Source organism: Pedobacter sp. UYP1 (assembly GCF_040547305.1).
In the GTDB taxonomy this organism is placed as follows: Bacteria; Bacteroidota; Bacteroidia; order Sphingobacteriales; family Sphingobacteriaceae; genus Pedobacter.
The window spans coordinates 71,071-84,253 of sequence record NZ_JBEPPL010000011.1 but is presented as its reverse complement, the minus strand read 5'-3'; the positions used below and the strand labels follow the sequence as shown (position 1 = coordinate 84,253).

At 39.4% G+C, this 13,183-nt stretch carries 13 protein-coding genes; 6 read left to right on the top strand and 7 right to left on the bottom strand.

Features of this window, described 5'->3' with window-relative positions; genetic code table 11:
- Positions 1-18 precede the first annotated feature (18 nt).
- The 3 genes from rpmF to pdxA form a co-directional block, all read right to left on the bottom strand.
- Entirely contained in the window at positions 19-210 is a 192-nt protein-coding gene (rpmF, locus tag ABIB30_RS19320) for a 50S ribosomal protein L32 (RefSeq protein ID WP_068405618.1), read from the bottom strand.
- A gap of 18 nt (positions 211-228) precedes the next feature.
- Positions 229-762: a YceD family protein gene (locus ABIB30_RS19315; RefSeq protein ID WP_068405621.1), complete on the bottom strand. Its 534-nt coding sequence runs from the start codon at positions 760-762 to the stop codon at positions 229-231.
- Between the two features lie 75 nt (positions 763-837).
- Entirely contained in the window at positions 838-1,917 is a 1,080-nt protein-coding gene (gene pdxA, locus ABIB30_RS19310) for a 4-hydroxythreonine-4-phosphate dehydrogenase PdxA (protein ID WP_354304683.1), read from the bottom strand.
- A 385-nt stretch (positions 1,918-2,302) separates the two neighbouring features.
- Between pdxA and rsmA the strand changes: the two genes are divergently transcribed.
- The 4 genes from rsmA (at position 2,303) to ABIB30_RS19290 (ending at position 7,862) form a co-directional block, all read left to right on the top strand.
- Positions 2,303-3,085 carry a 16S rRNA (adenine(1518)-N(6)/adenine(1519)-N(6))-dimethyltransferase RsmA gene (rsmA, locus tag ABIB30_RS19305; RefSeq protein ID WP_354304682.1) on the top strand — a complete coding sequence of 261 codons (783 nt, stop codon included), beginning with the start codon at positions 2,303-2,305 and terminating at the stop codon, positions 3,083-3,085.
- 11 nt (positions 3,086-3,096) lie between these two features.
- Positions 3,097-4,020, top strand: a complete 924-nt coding sequence (locus ABIB30_RS19300; RefSeq protein WP_354304681.1) for a 2-hydroxyacid dehydrogenase — start codon at positions 3,097-3,099, stop codon at positions 4,018-4,020.
- Positions 4,021-4,132: 112 nt separating this feature from the next.
- A complete protein-coding gene (locus tag ABIB30_RS19295; RefSeq protein WP_354304680.1) occupies positions 4,133-6,637 on the top strand; it encodes a DUF2339 domain-containing protein in 2,505 nt (834 codons plus the stop codon).
- A complete protein-coding gene (locus tag ABIB30_RS19290) occupies positions 6,630-7,862 on the top strand; it encodes a DUF3999 family protein (protein WP_354304679.1) in 1,233 nt (410 codons plus the stop codon). The genes ABIB30_RS19295 and ABIB30_RS19290 overlap by 8 nt, the downstream gene beginning before the upstream one ends.
- Before the next feature lie 86 nt (positions 7,863-7,948).
- On the opposite strand, the gene ABIB30_RS19285 is transcribed toward ABIB30_RS19290, so the two are convergent.
- Positions 7,949-9,829: a M1 family metallopeptidase gene (locus tag ABIB30_RS19285; RefSeq protein WP_354304678.1), complete on the bottom strand. Its 1,881-nt coding sequence runs from the start codon at positions 9,827-9,829 to the stop codon at positions 7,949-7,951.
- A gap of 330 nt (positions 9,830-10,159) precedes the next feature.
- On the opposite strand from ABIB30_RS19285, the gene greA reads away from it, so the two are divergent.
- On the top strand, positions 10,160-10,633 hold the full coding sequence (gene greA / locus ABIB30_RS19280) for a transcription elongation factor GreA (RefSeq protein WP_183870212.1): 474 nt from the start codon (positions 10,160-10,162) through the stop codon (positions 10,631-10,633).
- Between the two features lie 9 nt (positions 10,634-10,642).
- The gene (locus ABIB30_RS19275; protein ID WP_111633005.1) at positions 10,643-11,035 is read left to right on the top strand and encodes an HIT family protein; all 393 of its coding nucleotides are present in this window, start codon (positions 10,643-10,645) and stop codon (positions 11,033-11,035) included.
- 59 nt (positions 11,036-11,094) lie between these two features.
- On the opposite strand, the gene ABIB30_RS19270 is transcribed toward ABIB30_RS19275, so the two are convergent.
- From ABIB30_RS19270 to rsgA, 3 genes are read right to left on the bottom strand one after another with little or no spacing between them, the layout of a single operon-like run.
- Positions 11,095-11,421, bottom strand: a complete 327-nt coding sequence (locus ABIB30_RS19270; RefSeq protein WP_354304677.1) for a nucleotide pyrophosphohydrolase — start codon at positions 11,419-11,421, stop codon at positions 11,095-11,097.
- Complete coding sequence (dtd, locus tag ABIB30_RS19265) at positions 11,422-11,874, bottom strand: D-aminoacyl-tRNA deacylase (protein ID WP_354304676.1); 453 nt, start codon at positions 11,872-11,874, stop codon at positions 11,422-11,424.
- Between the two features lie 6 nt (positions 11,875-11,880).
- Positions 11,881-12,801 carry a ribosome small subunit-dependent GTPase A gene (gene rsgA / locus ABIB30_RS19260; protein WP_354304675.1) on the bottom strand — a complete coding sequence of 307 codons (921 nt, stop codon included), beginning with the start codon at positions 12,799-12,801 and terminating at the stop codon, positions 11,881-11,883.
- Between the last annotated feature and the right edge of the window lie 382 nt (positions 12,802-13,183).

Below are 13,183 nucleotides of genomic sequence, written 5' to 3'. Positions count from 1 at the left end.
AACAATTTCTCCGAAAAATTAACCTATAGAGGTGTTTTCAATAACCAGTTTACCGTTGTAGTACAAATTCCCATCAACATTGTATGCATGGTGAGGAATGTGGATTGCACCTGTAGTTTGACAAGTAGATAAAGAAGGAGCTACCGCTTTATAGTGTGTTCTTCTTTTATCTCTTCTACTTTTAGAGATCTTGCGTTTTGGATGTGCCATTGCTGATTTATTTAATTATTATTTTAATTTTTTTAATGCTTCCCAACGTGGGTCAGCACTTGTTGTATTTTCTTCTTGTTGAGAAGGATTAGCCAGACTTTCAAGTCTTTCAATCATCTCTTTGTCGCATTTGGCACCATTGCCGTTCTGCTCACAAATTTTTATATAGGGTACCGATACTGTGATAAATTCATAAAGAATCTCCGCGATATCGATGCTACTTTCTTTTTTATTCAATACGATGATTTCTAAATCATCACTCTCCAGCTCATCTTCAGCGAATTTTACAATCTGCCTTTCTGAAATATCCAGAGGGGCATCAAATTCAGCTAAACATTTATCACAATCAAGCTTTATTGTTCCGGCAATGCGAATTTTCAAAATCAGCATTGTCTCCTGTTTATCCAATTCTACCGTAACTTTCAAATCCCCCTTTTTTACCAAAGAGTATTCGAATGCGTCAAAAAAGCTGTTATCAATCTCAAAATCAAATTGATGCTTGCCAATTTTTAAGCCAGTAAACGGGATCGAAAATTGTTTTAAAGGTTTCAATTGTAACAAAATTTTAGCCCGCAAATGTATGAATTAATTTGATACTTCTGAAATGTTTTAGAAATAATATTGTCGTTAATTTGCATCATCCTTCACATCTGCCGCAGTTTCTATAATTTTTCCGCCGCTTCTTAACTGGTTGCTTAACAGTTCGTCCTGTTCACGTCTGTGTTTTACAATGTGTGTTGCCGCAAAAAGTGCTTCTATAAAAGAAGATGGATCTGCCAGGTCTTTTCCAGCAATATCGAAGCCTGTACCATGATCAGGAGAGGTACGTACATATTTCATTCCGGCAGTAAAGTTTACACCAGTTCCGAAAGCAATGGTCTTGAAAGGGATTAAGCCCTGGTCATGATACATCGCCAGTACCGCATCGAATTGTTTATAAGCACCTTTGCCAAAAAATCCATCCGCAGGGTAAGGTCCAAAGCAAATTACACCAGAATCAAACGCTTCCTGAATCGCAGGCATAATAATATCCTGTTCTTCACTGCCCAGCAAACCATTGTCACCAGCATGCGGATTTAACCCTAATACGGCAATTCTTGGTTTCTCAATCCAGAAATCTCTTTTCAGACTCTTATTGATCAGCAAAAGTTTTTTAACAATACTTTCCTTCGTGATACTTTCTGCAACTTTAGAAACAGGAATATGACCCGTAACTACGCCTACACGAATATCTTCACTCAATAAAAACATCATTACATCAGAGCTGCCGGTACGTTCCTGCAAGTATTCTGTATGGCCAGGGAATTTAAAATTCTCCGCTTGAATCGTATGTTTATTGATCGGAGCAGTGACTAAAGCGTCAATATTTCCTTTGATCAGGTCTTCTGTTGCTCTTTCTAAAGATAACAAGGCATATTTTCCGCCAATTTCATTGGCTACACCCAGTTCGATCTTTACATCCTCTTCCCAGCAGTTAATCATATTTGCTTTTTTAGGATTAGCTGCTTCGGCATCATTGATTACATTGAAACTGAAATCACCTAAACCCAGTGCTTTTCTATGGTAAGAGGCTACTTTTGTATGTCCATAAACGATAGGAGTGCAGTAATCCAGAATACTGTTATTGGCTAAAGTTTTCAGTATTACTTCCAAACCTATGCCGTTTACATCACCTATACTGATACCTATTTTGATTTTATTGCTCATGCTCAAATGAAAATTTGCGCAAAATACAGAAATTCATTAGAAAACGTGCTGTTTTTAAGGGCGATCTGTTTAGAACTGGTAATTATAGCTATTCGGGCTGTGAGCATAGGTGATAAAGGATGAGTAGTTGAAAGCAGACTGAACAGGAGGGTAACTGGCGGGTTTCTGCTGGAGTTTGATATGGGTTTGAAACGCCTCGGCCCGTATCAAACCCGCTTGAAACCCGTATCAAACTGCTGGACAATATAGCCAGTAACCTTGCTGATTAGTGTTACTTAGCTAAGGCTTCATTGCTAATAATTAGGTTGAACTCGTAAACTTTAGTTATTTTGCACCTTTTAGAAGTCTTGGCTTCTTTCGATTAATAAAATATAACAGCAATCATATGAGTTTGGTAAGGGCGAAAAAACATTTAGGGCAACATTTTTTGACCGATAAAAAAATAGCAGCTAAAATTGTAGACGGTCTTGTCCATACCGATCAATACAGTCAGGTGCTTGAAGTAGGGCCGGGTATGGGTATCCTTTCAGATATTCTGCTGGAAAGAAAAGACCTGGAAACCTTTATGATCGATATCGATGTGGAATCCTATCATTTCTTAAATGAGAAGTATCCGCAAATGGGCGAAAGGTTAATTAACGGGGATTTTTTGAAAATGGATCTGAAAAAAGTATTTTCCGGTAAATACGCCATAATAGGTAATTTCCCTTATAATATTTCTTCACAGATCTTATTTAAGGTTTTGGAACACAGAGAAAATGTAGTAGAGATGGTAGGCATGTTTCAAAAAGAAGTTGCAGAACGCTGTGCATCTAAAAGCGGAACAAAAGATTATGGGATTCTAAGTGTGCTGATCCAGGCCTATTATAATATTGATTATTTATTTTCTGTAAAACCGGGAACTTTTAATCCACCTCCTAAAGTGAATTCGGGCGTGATCCGTTTGAGCAGAAATGAGAGAGTGACTTTGGATTGCGATGAGAAATTATTCTGGACTGTGGTCAAAGCCGGATTTAATCAGCGTAGAAAAACATTAAGAAATGCTTTGTCTGGTGTATTGCCTAAGGTTAAAATGGATGACAATATCTATTTTGAAAAAAGAGCAGAGCAATTGAGTGTAGAAGATTTTATTACCCTTACGCAGCTGGTCACTAAGCTGGCGTTATAATTATAAAACAGATGAACGGTAAAATTTTAATTGTTGATGATTTACATCCTGTATTCAAAAGCAGGGCAGAACAATTAGGTTATGAAGTAGACGATCGTCCATTAATCACCAGGGCAGAAACGCTGGCGGTGATTTCAGGATATGATGGTATTGCAGTACGGACAAAGTTTAAGATAGACAGGGAGCTGATGGAAGCTGCACCGGGGCTTAAATTTGTGGCCAGAGCAGGAGCGGGGTTGGATAATATCGACGAGGCTTATGCGAAGGAGCGGAATATTAAGTTGCTGAATGCACCAGAAGGTAACAGGGATGCAGTAGGGGAACATGCGATGGGGATGTTGCTTTCACTGATCAATACTCACCGCAAGGCTGATATAGAGATCAGAAACGGAATCTGGGATAGAGAAGGTAACCGTGGATGGGAGCTGAAAGGCAAAACTGTCGGGATTATCGGGTATGGTTTTATGGGAAGCAGTATGGCCAGAAAGCTTTCGGGCTTTGAGGTGAAAGTGCTCGCTTATGATAAATATAAAACAGGCTTTTCTGATGCTTATGCGCAGGAATGCAGCATGGAAGAAATCGTTAAACACAGTGATGTGCTGAGTTTACATATTCCATTGACTTCGGAAACCAGGCAAATGGTGGATGAGGAATATTTATACCATTTCAAAAAGAATATATTTTTCATCAATACAGCCAGAGGCGAAATTGTGAATACTAAAGCGGTGTTGGCAGCGATTAAATCTGGTAAGATATCAGGCGCAGGGCTGGATGTACTGGAAGTTGAAAAATTCCCGGCATTGGCAGAACAAGACTGGTTTACTGAACTGAAAGAATCTGATAAGGTTATTTTGACGCCACATGTTGGTGGATGGACTTTTGATTCTTATAGAAAGATTTCTGAGGTGCTTGCTGATAAGCTGGAGCAGGTTTAGCGCGAAAAGATATTTTATGTCAGACCCGGTTACGTAAATGGCCGGGTTTTTTATTGCCTGAAATGTTTTGCTTTGAACTTAAATATTATCTTTATCAACAAACGCATCATTCATGGAGTTTCTTTATGTCATCTTACTGGTTGTCATCATTGTGATGATTGCCACTACTAAAAGCAGTCTGAACGAGAGAGTCGGGCGGCTTGAATACCGGATTTTTGAATTTCAGGAGCTTTTAAAGCAAAGCAGACCCGGTTATGTTCCGCCAGAAAGTGCTGCCGCGGAACCAGAACCACAAGAAATGAGGCCGGTAGACTGGGGCGCAACGCAATTTCAGGCACCAGCAATTCCGCTTGTTCCGCCACCCTATAAGACTAAAAAAGATCTTCATCCTGATCCTGTACGCGATTTCATACCCAAACCTGTTCAGGAGGAAGCTCAGGAATCAGTTGTTCCTGAAGAAACCATACAACAGCCAGAGGCCGTTCATGAGCCTGAAGTTGTTCACGATACACCAGCTAATATTTACAATGAACTCTTAACTGAAGAAAATACACCGCAACTGGTTCAACAACCTGTTCAGCGCGAGCCCGCAGCACCAGAACTTTCCTTCTTTGAGAAACATCCTGACCTGGAGAAATTCATTGGAGAGAATTTGATCAATAAAATTGGTATTGCGATACTGGTACTAGCTATCGGTTACTTTGTGAAATTTGCAATTGACAGCAATTGGATAGGCCCGGTAGGCCGTGTTGGGATTGGTGTACTTTGCGGTGGTATTTTAATTGGTATCGCACACTGGATGCGTAATTCTTATAAAGCATTCAGCTCTGTTTTAGTAGGGGGAGGGATTGCAGTTTTATATTTTACCATTACGCTGGCCTTTCACCAATTTCAGCTGTTCAATCAAACCACATCCTTCATTATTTTGATTGGAATAACCTGTTTTGCCGTCGCGCTTTCACTGCTCTACGACCGGCAGGAAGTGGCTGTTATTGCTTTAGTGGGTGGTTTAACCAGTCCATTAATGGTGAGTACTGGTCATGCTAATTACCATGGTCTGTTTATTTACCTGGTGATCCTCAATGCAGGACTGCTGGTAATTGCTTACCGAAAATCGTGGCGTTTCCTCAATGTTTCGACCTTTATACTCACTATACTCATGTTTTCAGCAAGCCTGTTCAGCATGCCAGTTGCGAGTTATGGGATTGGATTTCTATATGCCAGTATTCTATACCTGCTATTCTTTGGGATCAACGTAGCGTATAATGTCAGAGAGAATAAAACATTTATCGGCTCTGATTTTACCATTCTGCTGGCCAATACTGCCCTATATTTTGGTGCAGGTTTATTCTTGCTCACCGGAATGCACCAGGAGCAGTTCAGAGGGCTTTTTGCGGTAAGTTTAGCAGTCATCAACTTGCTGTTATCTTACCTGCTGTTTAAAAATAAGAAGGTGGATACCAATGTGCTTTACCTTTTGATTGGGATTACGCTGACCTTTATATCGGTTGCCGGCCCAATTCAATTACATGGTCATTATATTACGTTATTCTGGGCAGCAGAAACTGTGTTGCTTTACTGGCTGTATAAAAAATCACATATCTATTTAATGCAGCTGGCTTCACAAATTATCTGGGCATTAATGCTTTTAAGTCTGTTCATGGACTGGGCAGCAATTTATGGTGATTCAGCAATAGCAGTCAATGTGCTGATCAACAAAGGATTTATTACCACATTGTTTGCTGCAGTCAGTTCATACTTATTATATGTTCTTTATCAAAAGCCAGAAATTGACGGAGAAACCCATAACGGTGATATCTTAAATCCTGTATTTATTAAATATACAGCCATTGTACTGCTGTTTTTAAGCGGATTGCTGGAAGTTAACCACCAGTTCTCCAACAGGTTCCCACATACTTCTTTAAATAGCTTATATGTAATCTTGTATGCCTCAGTATTCCTCTACCTATATCTGTTTTTAGCTAAAAAAAGAGAAGCACTCCGGTTAAACTGGAGAATAAGTGCGGTCCTGATCAGTACTTGCATTGCAGTTTATCTGTTCTTTATGGTTGGGTTTTTCGATCTGCAGGAAGCTATACTTGTTCGTCAGGAAGTCGCATCATTTCATTTTATAGCCCATTGGATTGGCGCGTTATTTATCGGATTATTGTTTCATCAGCTGATCCAGATCGCCAGAACCTTACTGCCAGAAACATGGAAGAAAATAGCAGCCTGGGTTTTGGCAGGTTCAATTGTTCTGTTCTTAAGTCTGGAAGTCAGCTTAATCAGTAATGTGTTGTTTTATTCAGCTACTAATCCAATCAGCAATGTAGAGAGGATTTATATCAAAACAGGTCTTCCGGTATTGTGGGGATTATTGTCATTTGCGATGATGTGGCTGGGAATGCGACATAAGTACCTTATACTGCGTATTATTTCGCTCAGTCTGTTTGCGCTTACTTTAGTAAAGCTATTTATATTTGACATCAGCAATATCCCACCTGCAGGTAAAATTGCAGCATTCTTCTTCCTGGGAGTAATACTGCTGATCATTTCGTTTATGTACCAAAAGGTTAAAAAAATTATTGCCGCAGATGAACCCCATAAAGATGAATAAACAGTTTTTTTTAACGCTGGCCCTTTTACTGAGTGTTTTTAGTGTATTTGCACAGCAAACATTCAAGTATCAGGCGAAACTGCCAAAAGTAGAAGCAGATGGGTTTTACCGGGTTGATTTAAGTCCCGGACTCATTGCCGGGGCTCAGGCAAATCTTGGCGATATCAGGATATTGAATCAGAAGAAACAGTTTTCGCCTTATATTTTTGGAAATCAACTGGTTTTTAAAGATCAGCGGAGTTTTATTGCTTTTCCAAAATTGAAAGCATTGGCAGAAGTAGATACTGTGACTACTTTTATCGTGGAAAATGCGGCTCACCTCACCATTAACCAATTAAGTTTGCAGTTGCGCAATGCTTCTGTTAAAAGAAATGTAAACTTATCAGGAAGTGATGATCTTAAAAAATGGTACGCCATTAAAGAGAATATATCTTTAGAAGAAGCAGTTGCTGATGAACCAGGTAACGGAACTTATCAGCAGCAGCTGAATTTCCCTTCCAGTTCTTACCGGTATCTCCGGATACAGATCAACAATGAAAATAAAGAGCCGGTTGCGATTTTACAAGCAGGTATTTACAGACAGCAAAGTATTCCGCCTGTTTATGTTCAGCTTAAAAAACCTTTGATTCATCAGCGGGATAGTGCCCAGGTGAGTTATATAACGGTACGTTTTAATGCACCTTATCAATTGAATAAACTGCATCTGGAAATTGCCGGACAAAAGTACTATAAACGGAACATCAGGGTATATGCGGTACATCAGAAGGAAAAATCACTGGTCGCAGATACCTTCATCAGTACTTCAGCGATTCCTAACCTGTATTTTTCTGCTAAAACAAACCATTTAGAACTTGAAATTGTGAACGGTGATAATCCACCATTGCTACTCCATAAAGTCAATGGTTATCAATTGAGTCAAAGTTTAATCAGCTATCTTGAAAAAGATCAGGATTATAAAATTCTATTTGGAGATGGAAAAGCAATCGCACCAGACTATGACCTGAAGTTTTTTGGAGATAGCTTGCAGCAGGAGTTAAAACCGCTGAACTATCAATCGGTTTCTGCTAATCCTTTATATCAAAAACCACTGGAAAAAAGTAAGGTTGCAAAAGGGGATGGGATTCCTGGCTGGGTAATCTGGGCTGCAATTGTAATTGTGGCTGCTTTACTCGGTTTCCTGACTTTCAGAATGACACAGGAAGTTAGCAAAAGAGATAAAATATAAAAAGCCCTGCCGTGTTGCACTGCCCCAAAATAGCGTCCATCTTTTTGGGGCAGTGCAACACGGCAGGGCTTTTTATGCAGTTGGAATTACTTGTTCCAGCTGTTATCTGATGGCTTGGCATCCATATAAATACCACCATCCAACACCATTGATGTCACTGGCTTGTCGGCAGTAAATTGAATGTTAATCGCTTTCTGGTTGAATTTCCACACGGCTGGAGTTTCATGGATCACATGGGTTGTTCCGTCAGCATAGGTTACTTTAATATCGAAAGGTATCGCAAAACCACCAATGTTCTGGATGGATATATTATAAGTCATGCCTTTGATCGTTACTTTGTCAATAGCCAGATCAATATAGTTATTGCTGAAAAACCAGTTGTTCCAGAACCAGTTTAAGTCTTGTTTGGAAACATCATTGATTGTGTTGAAGAAATCCCATGGAATAGGGTGTTTTCCATTCCAGCGATCCATATAAGCATGCAGGTATTTCTTAAACAATACATCCCCGAACATATCTTTTAAAGCCAGGTAAGCCAGCGAAGGCTTCACGTAAGCGTTATTGCCATAACCTGAACCTGATACCTGGGTAGATAAAGTAATAATTGGCTGATCCTCTTCTGTAGAAGAGTCTTTAATCCATCTTTCTACTCTGAATTTCTTGTAATTCTGATCTGCTTTTTCTTTACCAAGTTGTTGCTGACCGATCAGGTATTCTAAAGTCGTTGCCCAGCCCTCATCCATGTGCGCATAACGGGTTTCGTTCGTACCCATGTAAAAAGGGAAATAAGTATGCGCAATCTCATGGTTCAATACAAACTGGCTGAATTCCATATCCGGAGTACTGCTGTCATTCACCATCATCGGGAACTCCATATCAGCAAAACCCTGGACTGCGGTCATTTTTGAGAAAGGGTAAGGAACACCTGGCCAGTTATTTGAAAACCAGTCTAAGGCTAGTTTAGTCCAGGTTGCAGCATGTGAAAAGTCTTCAGCTTTGCTGTCATAAGCAGATTGCACACTTGTTCTTCTGCCGGTTTTCTTATCAACGACTACACTTCCTGCATCCCATAAATAATGATTACTCAGGGCAAAGGTTACATCAGTAATATGATCTGCAGTAAATTTCCAGGTATTCCATTCGTTCTGTTTGGTTACTTCACCATTAGCCATTTCCTGGGCATTAGCGATAGATACAACTTCTTCGCTGATATAAGACTTTTTAAGCTTATCTGCGAATTTAGGTTGTAATACCTCATCGGGGTTCTTTAGATCGCCTGTGGCCCAAACTACGTAGTTTTTAGGTGCTTTTACTGTCAACAGGTAATCATTGAAATCATTATAGAATTCAGTTCTGTCGGTATGCGGGATTTTATCCCATCCATTGTAGTCGTCATAAACTGAAACCCTTGGGAAAGCATAGGCTACAAAAAAGGTAGTACTGTCGATCTGGCCTTCTCTGCCGCTTACTTTTGACAAAGGATAACTCCAGTTAATTTTAAAAGTAGCAGTCTTGCCCGGTGCTAAAGCATTCTTTAGTTGAATGTCTGAGGTCGTTCCCCAGTCTTTGCTATCCACATTGTAACTCTGGCCATCTACCGTAAATAAACTGATATCCAGTCCTGTAGTTAAATAATCTTTGCTTACATAACCTGCTCTTGGGGCTTCTGGTTTGTGCATGTTATTGACAAACCTCATCGTTATTTTCTTCAGCGTATCAGGACTATGGTTCGTATACGTAATAGTTTCTGTTCCTTTGACTAATTTATCATTTGGAGTGACAGTGATCGTCATGTCGTACTTTCCTTTATTCTGCCAGTAGTTTTTTCCAGGCTTGCCATCCAGCGCACGTGTACCGTTAGCGAATGCTGCTTTGATATTACGTGGCATGTACAGTTCCTGGGCTTGCGTGGTAACGGTTCCCAATAAAAATAGCGTAGCTATCTTGAAAATGTTTTTGTGCATCATGTTTTTTTATAATTCGTTCAATACCTGTCTGAATTCATGTATTCCATATTTTACGGCCTGTTTAAATTTTATTCTTCAAATTTAAACAGGCGCTAAAACAGATAACTGAATTCAGGCAGATTTTCAAAAGTAATCGTTTTAAGCCTGTAAACAAGTTATTCGATAAATATTAAAGGGACTTTAAAGGCTTTGCAAACAATTCAAATCAAAAGATTTGCTTTTGTAAGAATTGCCTGTTATCTTCGTTTTAATTGAAGCAAGACTATGTGGGCTTATTGCCAGTATAGTCTTGTTTGTATTTTAAAGGTTTTACAAATAATAAATTAAGCTATGACAGAGGTAACATACTACACTCAGGAAGGATTAGATAAGCTAAAAGAAGAAGTACATTACTTAACTACTACGGGGAGACAATTGATCTCCAAAGCTATAGCTGAAGCAAGAGATAAAGGCGATCTATCTGAAAATGCGGAGTACGATGCTGCTAAGGAAGCGCAAGGTCTGCATGAAGCAAAAATATCTAAATTGAAGACTACACTTGCGTCTGCAAGATTAATTGATGAATCGAAATTAGACCTGACTAAAGTGCTGGCTTTATCGATCGTTAAAATAAAGAACCTTAAAAACGGTGCAACAATGAGCTACCAGCTGGTGGCTGAAACTGAAGCCGACCTTAAAACCGGAAAAATCTCTGTTAAATCTCCGATTGCACAAGGTTTACTAGGTAAATCGGTAGGGGACAAAACTGAAATTGAAGTTCCTGCAGGTAAAATCGAATTTGAAATATTAGAAATCACCAGATAATCATTTTATATGTCAAGTATATTTTCCAAGATCGTAGCCGGAGAAATTCCCGCACATGTAGTAGCCGAAACGACAGAATTTATGGCGTTTTTAGATGTTAGTCCTTTAACTATGGGCCATGTACTGGTAATCCCTAAAAAGGAAATTGATTATATATTTGATATGGACGAAGAAAGTTATTTCGGACTTACCTTATTTGCAAAGATTGTGGCAGTCGCGCTAAAGAAAGCTTTTCCATGTGTAAAAGTAGGAATGGCCGTTATTGGTCTGGAAGTACCTCATGTACATATCCATTTGATCCCTATGAATGCAGTGGGAGATATGAACTTTAGTAAAGCGAAGCTGAATCCTACGCAGGAAGAGCTGCAGGAAGCCGCTCAGAAGATTAAAGCACAATTATAAAAAGCAACAGAGCCAGTTAAAAAAACAAGGTCCTTGTTTTTTTAACTGGCTCTGTTGCTTTATTTCAGCTTCTCATTATTTTTATGCCTGTCGGCATCTCTGATACTCTTTTTTATCAGGTTTTTCTCCATAGCTTCAGTCAGGTTAATACCAGTTTGGTTAGCCAGGCAGATCAGCACAAATAAGACATCGGCCATTTCATCGCCAAGGTCTGCAGCTTCATCACTTTTCTTGAAAGATTGCTCACCATATTTACGGGACATAATACGGGCTACTTCACCCACTTCTTCCATTAATATGGCCGTATTGGTCAATTCGTTGAAATAACGGATCCCGGTTGTATTGATCCATTGATCAACGGTATCCTGTGCTTCCTGTATCGTCATTTATTCTTTGTTTTTAGTATCAATTAATATCGTGACCGGCCCGTCATTGAGCAGGCTAATTTTCATATCTGCCCCAAAAATGCCCGCTTGTACAGGCTTGCCAGATAAAGTACTGAGTTGTTTAATCATGGCCTCATAAAGTGGAATAGCCTGATCTGGCCTTGCAGCTCTGGTAAATCCGGGCCTGTTTCCTTTTTTAGTTGCTGCAAATAAGGTAAACTGACTGATCAGTAAAATATTTCCATCTATATCTGCAAGCGATTTATTCATCAATCCTTTCGCATCACTAAAGATCCGGATGTTGAATATTTTGGCAGCAAGCCATTCCAGGTCTTCCTGTCCGTCGGCTTCTTCAATGCCCAGTAAAACGAGTAATCCGTTTTCAATTGAACCGGTTATCTCATCATCTACCTGGCAACTTGCCTGCGTAACTCTTTGTATAACTGCTCTCATGAATGTTTAAGCCCTGGTTTCATTGCCATGGTACATACTCAGGTAACTTTCATAGCGGCTGCTTTCAATTTCTCCGGTTTTAACGGCCTCTAAAACTGCACAACTAGGTTCGTTGATGTGGCGGCAATTGTGAAACTTACATTGATGCATCATATCGCGCATCTCTCTAAAGTAATGGCTCAGTTCTTCTGGTTTAATATCATAAATACCCAGTTCTCTGATACCCGGACTATCGATCAGGTAACCACCAAAAGGCAGGGTATGCATTTCGGCAAAGGTTGTGGTGTGCTGTCCTTTATCACTAGACTCAGAGATCTCACCTGTCTTGATATTACGGTCTGGGAGCAGTACATTAATCAGACTTGATTTTCCTACGCCTGAGTGCCCAGAAAACAGGGTTGTTTTATCTTTTAATAAACTTTCTATCAAAGGCATATTTGTTCCTTCGGTGGCAGAAACTTCATAACATGGATAACCCAGGTTTTCATAGATGTTTTTATAGTCTGCTAATACTTCCAGCCCGTCTTCGTTGTATAAGTCCAGTTTATTGAAGATTAATACCGAAGGAATGCTATAAGCCTCTGCGGTTACTAAAAAGCGGTCTATAAAGCCAAGCGAAGTACGTGGAGAGGCGAGTGTAACCACCAGAAAGGCCTCGTCTATATTGGCTGCGATAATCTGCGCCTGTTTTGATAAGTTAATTGATTTTCTGATGATATAGTTTTTCCGGGGATGAAGTTTATAAATAACTCCATTTTCAGAATTAGGCTCCATCTCGAAGTCTACCTGATCTCCAACTGCAACAGGATTGGTGGTCTGAATTCCTTTGATCCGGAATTTTCCTTTAATCCTGCATTGATAATCACGGTCATCTTCTCCATGAACCAAATACCAGCTCCCTGTTGATTTTATTACTAGTCCTTGCATAATTTACGCAGTAAAGGTAAGTAAAAAACAGGAGGGTGCTTTTTGAGAACACTGAATTAATTTTAGTCTGTTATATTTATTTCCTGATATTTTTTTTTCATATTCTCTTGCTTATTAGGAAAATATAACTTTACTTTAGGGTATAGCAATACCGAAGCAATATTGTTAGACATATGATAAATAATTCAACACTTACATCCATTATTATTACCACCACCGGGAAAGCCGGAGGCGGGTGTATATTGGTATAATAAGAATAATAAAAAACCATAAAAAAGCGCCTTCCTTTAAACCGGAAGGCGCTTTTTTTTTGAACCTGAACCTAAACCTGCCTGAGCTTATCCGGGACTGAAATGCCCGGGAGTACAGGTTAAAACCAATA

Excerpts from the sequence above, each read along its gene's own strand:
- ABIB30_RS19300 (WP_354304681.1), top strand. The coding sequence starts at position 3,097 with ATGAACGGTAAAATTTTAATTGTTGATGATTTACATCCTGTATTCAAA.
- rsmA (WP_354304682.1), top strand. The coding sequence starts at position 2,303 with ATGAGTTTGGTAAGGGCGAAAAAACATTTAGGGCAACATTTTTTGACC.
- ABIB30_RS19270 (WP_354304677.1), bottom strand. The coding sequence starts at position 11,421 with ATGACGATACAGGAAGCACAGGATACCGTTGATCAATGGATCAATACA.
- pdxA (WP_354304683.1), bottom strand. The coding sequence starts at position 1,917 with ATGAGCAATAAAATCAAAATAGGTATCAGTATAGGTGATGTAAACGGC.
- rsgA (WP_354304675.1), bottom strand. The coding sequence starts at position 12,801 with ATGCAAGGACTAGTAATAAAATCAACAGGGAGCTGGTATTTGGTTCAT.
- ABIB30_RS19290 (WP_354304679.1), top strand. The coding sequence starts at position 6,630 with ATGAATAAACAGTTTTTTTTAACGCTGGCCCTTTTACTGAGTGTTTTT.
- greA (WP_183870212.1), top strand. The coding sequence starts at position 10,160 with ATGACAGAGGTAACATACTACACTCAGGAAGGATTAGATAAGCTAAAA.
- ABIB30_RS19295 (WP_354304680.1), top strand. The coding sequence starts at position 4,133 with ATGGAGTTTCTTTATGTCATCTTACTGGTTGTCATCATTGTGATGATT.
- rpmF (WP_068405618.1), bottom strand. The coding sequence starts at position 210 with ATGGCACATCCAAAACGCAAGATCTCTAAAAGTAGAAGAGATAAAAGA.
- dtd (WP_354304676.1), bottom strand. The coding sequence starts at position 11,874 with ATGAGAGCAGTTATACAAAGAGTTACGCAGGCAAGTTGCCAGGTAGAT.
- ABIB30_RS19275 (WP_111633005.1), top strand. The coding sequence starts at position 10,643 with ATGTCAAGTATATTTTCCAAGATCGTAGCCGGAGAAATTCCCGCACAT.
- ABIB30_RS19285 (WP_354304678.1), bottom strand. The coding sequence starts at position 9,829 with ATGATGCACAAAAACATTTTCAAGATAGCTACGCTATTTTTATTGGGA.